Origin of the sequence: Rhizobacter sp. (assembly GCF_035702065.1) — a bacterium.
In the GTDB taxonomy this organism is placed as follows: Bacteria; Pseudomonadota; Gammaproteobacteria; order Burkholderiales; family Burkholderiaceae_C; genus Rhizobacter.
In genome coordinates, this window is sequence record NZ_DASSRA010000501.1 from 1 (window position 1) to 6,084 (window position 6,084).

Here is a 6,084-nt window from a genome sequence, read left to right on the forward strand (position 1 = left end):
CCAACTGCCTCGCCTGCACCTTGAGCGACTCCGCCGCCGCCGCAGACTCCTCCACCAGCGCCGCGTTCTGCTGCGTCACCTGATCCAGCTGCGCCACCGCATCGCTCACCTGCCCGATGCCCGTGCTCTGCTCCTGAGTCGCCGTGCTGATCTCGCTGATCAGCTCCGTCACCCGGTGCACCTGCGCCACGATGTCGCCCATCGTCCGCCCGGCCTCACCCGCCTGGCGCGACCCGGCTTCCACCTTCTCGGCGCTCGCCTGGATCAAGGCCTTGATCTCCTTTGCCGCCACCGCACTGCGTTGTGCCAGGGTGCGCACCTCGGCTGCCACCACTGAGAACCCCCGCCCCTGCTCGCCCGCGCGCGCCGCTTCGACGGCAGCATTCAGGGCGAGGATGTTGGTCTGGAAGGCAATGCCGTCGATGGTGCCGATGATCTCGCTGATCTTCTGGCTGGCCCGGCTGATCTCGCCCATGGTGTGCACCACCTGGTTCACCGCCTCGCCGCCTTGCGTGGCAGTCTGGCTGGTCTGGCTGGCGAGGTCGGCGGCCTGGCGCGCGGTGTCGGAGTTGTTGCGCACCGTCGCCGTCATCTGCTCCATCGAGGCAGCGGTCTGCTGCAGGTTGCTGGCCTGCTCTTCGGTGCGCTGGCTCAGGTTGAAGTTGCCACTCGAGATCTCGCTGGAGCCGGTGGCGATGCTGTCGCTGCTGCTGCGCACGGTGCCGACCACGGCCGTCAGGCTGTCGTTCATGCGCTTGAGTGCCCGCAGCAGCTGCGCTGTCTCGTCGTCGCCACGCACCTCGATGCGCGACTGCAGGTCGCCCGCGGCCACCGTCTCGGCGATCTGCACCGCACGGCGGATCGGGCCGACGATGCTGCCGCACACGCGCCAGCACGTCACCAGCAACAAGCCGATCGACAGTGCGACCGCTGCGAGGATGGTCCAGCGCGCACGCGCCGCCAGGGCTTCGCTCTCGGCCTGGGTTTCCTTGGCCTGCTTCTCGATGGTCTCGCTCAGCGCCTCCATCTCGTCTTCCAGGCTCTTGAAGGCGACCATGAACTCGCCCATCTTGGCCTGTGCCGCCACGCGGTCGGCAAAGAAGAGGTCGACCATCTTGGTGGCGCTGGCAAGGTAGGCCACCAGCGCGGGCTTGACCTTGCCCACCGCGGCGCGCGAGTCGGCGTCCAGCGGCAGCGCCTCCAGGCGGGTGAGGCCGCTGCTGAACATCTCGCTGTGCTCGGCCAGATCGGCACGCACGGCCTTCTGTTCGGCCGGGTCGTTCTTCTCGGAGGCGAGTCCGGCAGCCAGCACGTCGGCGCGCAGCGCGTCGTGCGCCATGTCGGCCTGCATCTGGCTCTTCAGCGCCGAACCGGTGTTGCCGATGTCGTCTGCCGACCTGGCCAGGCTCGTGGCGGCGTAGAAGCCGGTGGCGCCCACGGCGCCCACGAAGACCAGGCCGAGCAGGCTCATCGCCAGCAGCTTGCGTTGGATGGTGAGTTGCATGATGTTCGGCTCAGAAGCGGACCGACAGGCCGACGCCGTACTGCCAGTCGGGGCTGTAGGCGTTGAGGCCGCGAGCGAAGGAGAAGTCGACCTGCACCGAGTTGCTGACCAGGTAGGAGGCGCCGGCATCGAAGGAGAGGACCGACCCGCCGTTCTTCACCGAGGTGATCTGGCGTCCAGCCAGCTCGACGAAGGCATGCCATTCGGGCGTGATGTCCTTGCCCAGCACCGCAGCGAGGATGCCGGCGGTGAAGCGCTCGCCCGCCTCGTTCTTGTCGACGACGAAGCCGGGCATCACGCCGATCGAGAAGCTGTTCGGCAGATCCCATTCAAAGACGGCGCGCAGTGAGGGCCGCACGCCCTGGCCGCGGAAGGCGGCCGAGCCGGAGTCGAGGTCGAAGTGCAGCAGCCAGCCGATGGCGGGCTTGCCGGTGGCGTCATCGCCGTCCTGCATGTGCCACTTGACGCCCACCGAGGCGTCGGCAAAGCCGCGCTCGGTGAGGCTGCTGCCATTGGCTTCGGTGGTGGCGCGGATGAAGCCATCGCTCTCGACGCGCAGCTCCAACCCTTCGCGCAGGCCAAAGCGCAGCAGCGTGGGCGTGCTGTAGGTGCGCGTCTTGACGCCGTCACCCGAGTTGCGCTCGGCCGACAGGCTGGTCTCGATCTGGAAGCGGCCAGGGTCCACCACGTCGCTGGATTCGACGAAGTCGGGGCGGTCGGTGGCGATCACCTCGCCGGCAAAGGCGGCCGGCGCGCAGGCCAGGCCTGCACACAAGGCCAGGGCCTTCAGCGTGCTCGGGGAACGGTTCATCACAGCGTCTCTGTCTTGTTGCTGTGCGGCTGAGGTCGGGCGAATGACAACCCCACCTGAGCGACCGGCGACCAGCCACACGTGCGTCACCGACTCATGCCTGGGGTTTGCCCTTGGCATTTCGGCATTCTCTCCGCCGGCTGTAGGACCGAGAAAGGCCGAGAAAGACGGGATTCATCGGGCACACCCGCGGATCCGGGCTTTGCCGGTGCGCTGGGTGGCGCCCCTCGGGGGCAGGAGCGAAGCGACTGGGGGGCCTAACCCTGGGCGCCGATGATGGACCCAATGCGGATGGAATGCGTCTCGGGAATCTCGCTGTGCCCCAGTACCCGCAACCGCGGCGCGGCGCGCTTGAGCAAACGGGCCATCGGCGCGCGGATCATGTCCGGCACCAGCAGGCAGGCCGGATGCCCCAGGTCTTCCTGGCGCTTGGCGCTCTGGGCAGCACTGCGGGTGAGCGTGTCCGCCACGCCCGGATCGAGCGCGGCACCGTGCGGCGAGTTCAGGGCCTGGGTCACCAGGCGCTCCAGCTCGGGTTCGAGCGCGATCACTTCCAGCTCCTGCACCGGCCCGTAGATCTGCTGCACGATGGCCGGCGCGATGTGGATGCGGATGCGGCGCGACAGCTCGGCCGGGTCGCTCACGGTGGACGAGTGCTCGGCCAGGCATTCGACGATTGAGCGCATGTCGCGGATGTGCACGCCTTCTTCGAGCAGCAGCTGCAGCACCTTCTGCAGCGCCGGGATGCTCACCATCTTGGGCACCACGTCTTCGATCATCTTGGGCGCGAGCTTGGTCACGTGCTCGACCAGCTGCTGCACCTCCACACGGCCCAGCAGCTTGGCGGCGTGCATCTGCATCAGGTGCGACAAATGGGTGGCGATCACGGTGGAGCAGTCGACCACGGTGAAGCCATTCATCTGCGCCGCTTCGCGCTGGCGCTCCTCGATCCACACTGCGGGCAGGCCGAAGGCGGGGTCGACGGTCTGGGTGCCGATCAGCTTGGTGGTGGCACCACCCGGGTTGATGGCCAGCAGCATGCCGGGGAAGGCCTCGCCCTCGCCCACCACCGCACCACGCAGCGTGAGGCGGTACATGCTGGGCTTGAGCTCCAGGTTGTCGCGGATGTGCACCGGCGGCGGCAGGAAGCCCACGTCTTGCGCGAACTTGCGGCGCACGCCCTTGATGCGCTGCAGCAGGTCGCCCTGGCGGGCCTTGTCGACGAGAGCGATCAGGCGGTAGCCCACTTCCAGGCCCAGCGTGTCGACCGGTTGCAGGTCGTCCCAGGTGGCTTCGGCGTTCGGCTCGGCGGTGATGGCCGGCGCCGGCGGGGCCAGCTTGGCGCGTTCGTTGCGCCGGTTCATCCACCAGGCCGCGTAGCCCAGGCCGCCTGCAATCAGCAGGAAGACAAAGTGCGGCATGCCCGGGATCAGGCCCAGCAGGCCGATCACCGAGGCGGTGATGGCCAGCACGCGCGGCGAGTTGAACACCTGCGCCGAGATCTGCGTGCCGACGTCCTGCTCCTTGCCGACGCGCGAGACCACCATGGCTGCGGCCACCGAGATCAGGAGCGCGGGCACCTGGGCCACCAGGGCATCGCCCACGGCCAGCAGGATGTAGCTGTTGGCCGCTTGCGAGGCCGACAGGTCGTGCTGGGCCACACCGATGACAAAGCCGCCGATGATGTTGATGAAGAGGATCAGCAGGCCGGCCATCGCGTCGCCGCGCACGAACTTGGAGGCACCGTCCATGGAGCCGAAGAACTCGGCCTCGTTGCCCACTTCGGCACGGCGGCGCTTGGCTTCCTTCTCGTCGATCAGGCCGGCGTTGAGGTCGGCGTCGATCGCCATCTGCTTGCCGGGCATGGCGTCCAGGGTGAAACGCGCGCCGACTTCGGCGATGCGCTCGGCACCCTTGGTCACCACCACGAAGTTGATGACCACCAGGATGGCGAACACGATCAGGCCGACGGCGAAGTTGCCGCCGATCAGGAAGTGGCCGAAGGATTCGATCACCTTGCCGGCCGCGCCCGGGCCGGTGTGGCCGTCGAGCAGCACCACGCGGGTGGAGGCGATGTTGAGCGACAGGCGCAGCAGCGTGGTCAGCAGGATGACGGTCGGGAAAGCCGAGAAGTCGAGCGGCTTGACCATGTAGGCCGCCACCATCATGACCATCAGCGCCATCGCGATGTTGAAGGTGAACAGCATGTCCAGCGCGAAGGCCGGCAGCGGCAGCACCATCATCGAGAGGACCATGATGATGAACACCGGCGCCATCAGCGCCTTGATGGCGGTGGCGTGCGGCCCCAGCAGGCTCTGCAGTTTCTGGATCAAGCCATTCATTCGATCACCTCGTCAGGCACCCAGCCTGGCTTGTTGTGCGGGTCCAACTCTGCTGGCACGTTCAGATCAGGCAGTGCGCCCGGCGCCGCCACGCGGCCGGTGAGCGAGGCGCGCAGCTGGTACACGTAGGCCAGCACCTGGGCCACCGCGGAGAACAGCGCCGCGGGGATCTCGCGGTCGACTTCGGCGTGGGCATACAGCGCACGCGCCAGCACCGGCGCCTGCAGCACCGGCACCTGCGAGGCCTTGGCCGTGTCGCGGATCTTGAAGGCCATCAGGTCGGCGCCCTTGGCCACCACGCGGGGAGCGGCCATCTTGGCGTCGTCGTACTTGAGCGCGACGGCATAGTGGGTCGGGTTCATCACCACCAGGTCGGCATTCGGGATGGCGGCGAGCATGCGCTTGTTGCTCATCTCGCGCATGCGGGCACGCGCCTTGGCCTTGACCTCGACGTTGCCCTCGGTTTCCTTCTGCTCCTGCTTCATTTCCTGGTGGCTCATCTTGAGCTTGGAGGCATGCAGGTGCTTTTGCAGCGGCACGTCGATCGCCGCGAAGGCGGCCAACGCCAGCAGCAGCAGCAGCAGGCCGCCGACGATGGCATTGCCGGCATGCGACAGCGCGGCCGGCAGGGCGAGCGTGAGCACGCCGCCGAAGGTCTCGATGTTGGCGCGCAGGTAGAGCGCGCCGATGGTGCCCAGGATCAGCGCCAGCACGGTGGCCTTGAGGGCATCGACCAGCTGCTGCTTGGAGAACAGGCGCGGGATGCCGGCGATGGGGTTGAGCTTCTCGAAGTTCGGCACCAGCGGCTTGAAGGTCCAGACCCAGCCTCCGGCGGCGATGCTCATGGCCAGCGCCACCAGCATCATCAAGAGGCCCAGCGGCGCCACGATCCACATCATCTGCAGCGTGAGATCGGCCAGCCGTTCGGCCATGAAGTCGGTGCTCTGCACCGAGGCCGCGTTGAAGCGCAGGCCGTTGCTGAGGAGCCGTGCCGACCAGTGCGACACGTGCGGCGCCAGAGCCACCAGCACGGCGCCGCCCACTGCGATGGCGGCAAAGTGCCCGAGGTCGCGCGAACGCACGACCTGGCCGTCTTTGCGGGCCTTGTCGAGCTTTCTCTGCGAAGCAGGTAGGTTGCGGTCTTGGTCGGAGGCGGCCATGGCGTGGCGGGGGCTTTGGGGGAGCTTGGGAGATTGTTTCCAGTTGTGGGCTCGACTTGAGCGGGATAAGAGGGGGGTTTCGGGGGTAGTTCGTGCTTGTGGCGGGGTGGGGGCTTGGGTGCCCGGAGTGTGCGTAGTTCACAGTCCGCTCGGGCTGAGGTATCGAAGCTTCGCTCCGTCGGCTGGTTCTTGCCCGCTTCGCGTGGTGTGTTTCTTCCTACTTCGAACGGGTGCGCCGGGAGTCCGCCCCGGCGGGCGGGTCACTTT

4 protein-coding genes are annotated in these 6,084 nt (G+C 67.6%); all 4 read right to left on the reverse strand.

Translation table 11 applies throughout. The annotated features are described in order from the left end of the window. Positions 1-1,504, reverse strand: a 1,504-nt coding sequence (locus VFL64_RS22550) for a methyl-accepting chemotaxis protein (RefSeq protein ID WP_489542632.1), incomplete at its 3' end; no start/stop codon positions are given. A 10-nt stretch (positions 1,505-1,514) separates the two neighbouring features. Continuing rightward, the gene (locus tag VFL64_RS22555; protein ID WP_489542633.1) at positions 1,515-2,315 is read right to left on the reverse strand and encodes a transporter; all 801 of its coding nucleotides are present in this window, start codon (positions 2,313-2,315) and stop codon (positions 1,515-1,517) included. 257 nt (positions 2,316-2,572) lie between these two features. Beyond that, a complete protein-coding gene (gene flhA, locus VFL64_RS22560; RefSeq protein WP_489542634.1) occupies positions 2,573-4,657 on the reverse strand; it encodes a flagellar biosynthesis protein FlhA in 2,085 nt (694 codons plus the stop codon). After that, a complete protein-coding gene (gene flhB / locus VFL64_RS22565) occupies positions 4,654-5,817 on the reverse strand; it encodes a flagellar biosynthesis protein FlhB (RefSeq protein WP_489542635.1) in 1,164 nt (387 codons plus the stop codon). Before flhB ends, flhA begins: the two co-directional genes overlap by 4 nt. Between the last annotated feature and the right edge of the window lie 267 nt (positions 5,818-6,084).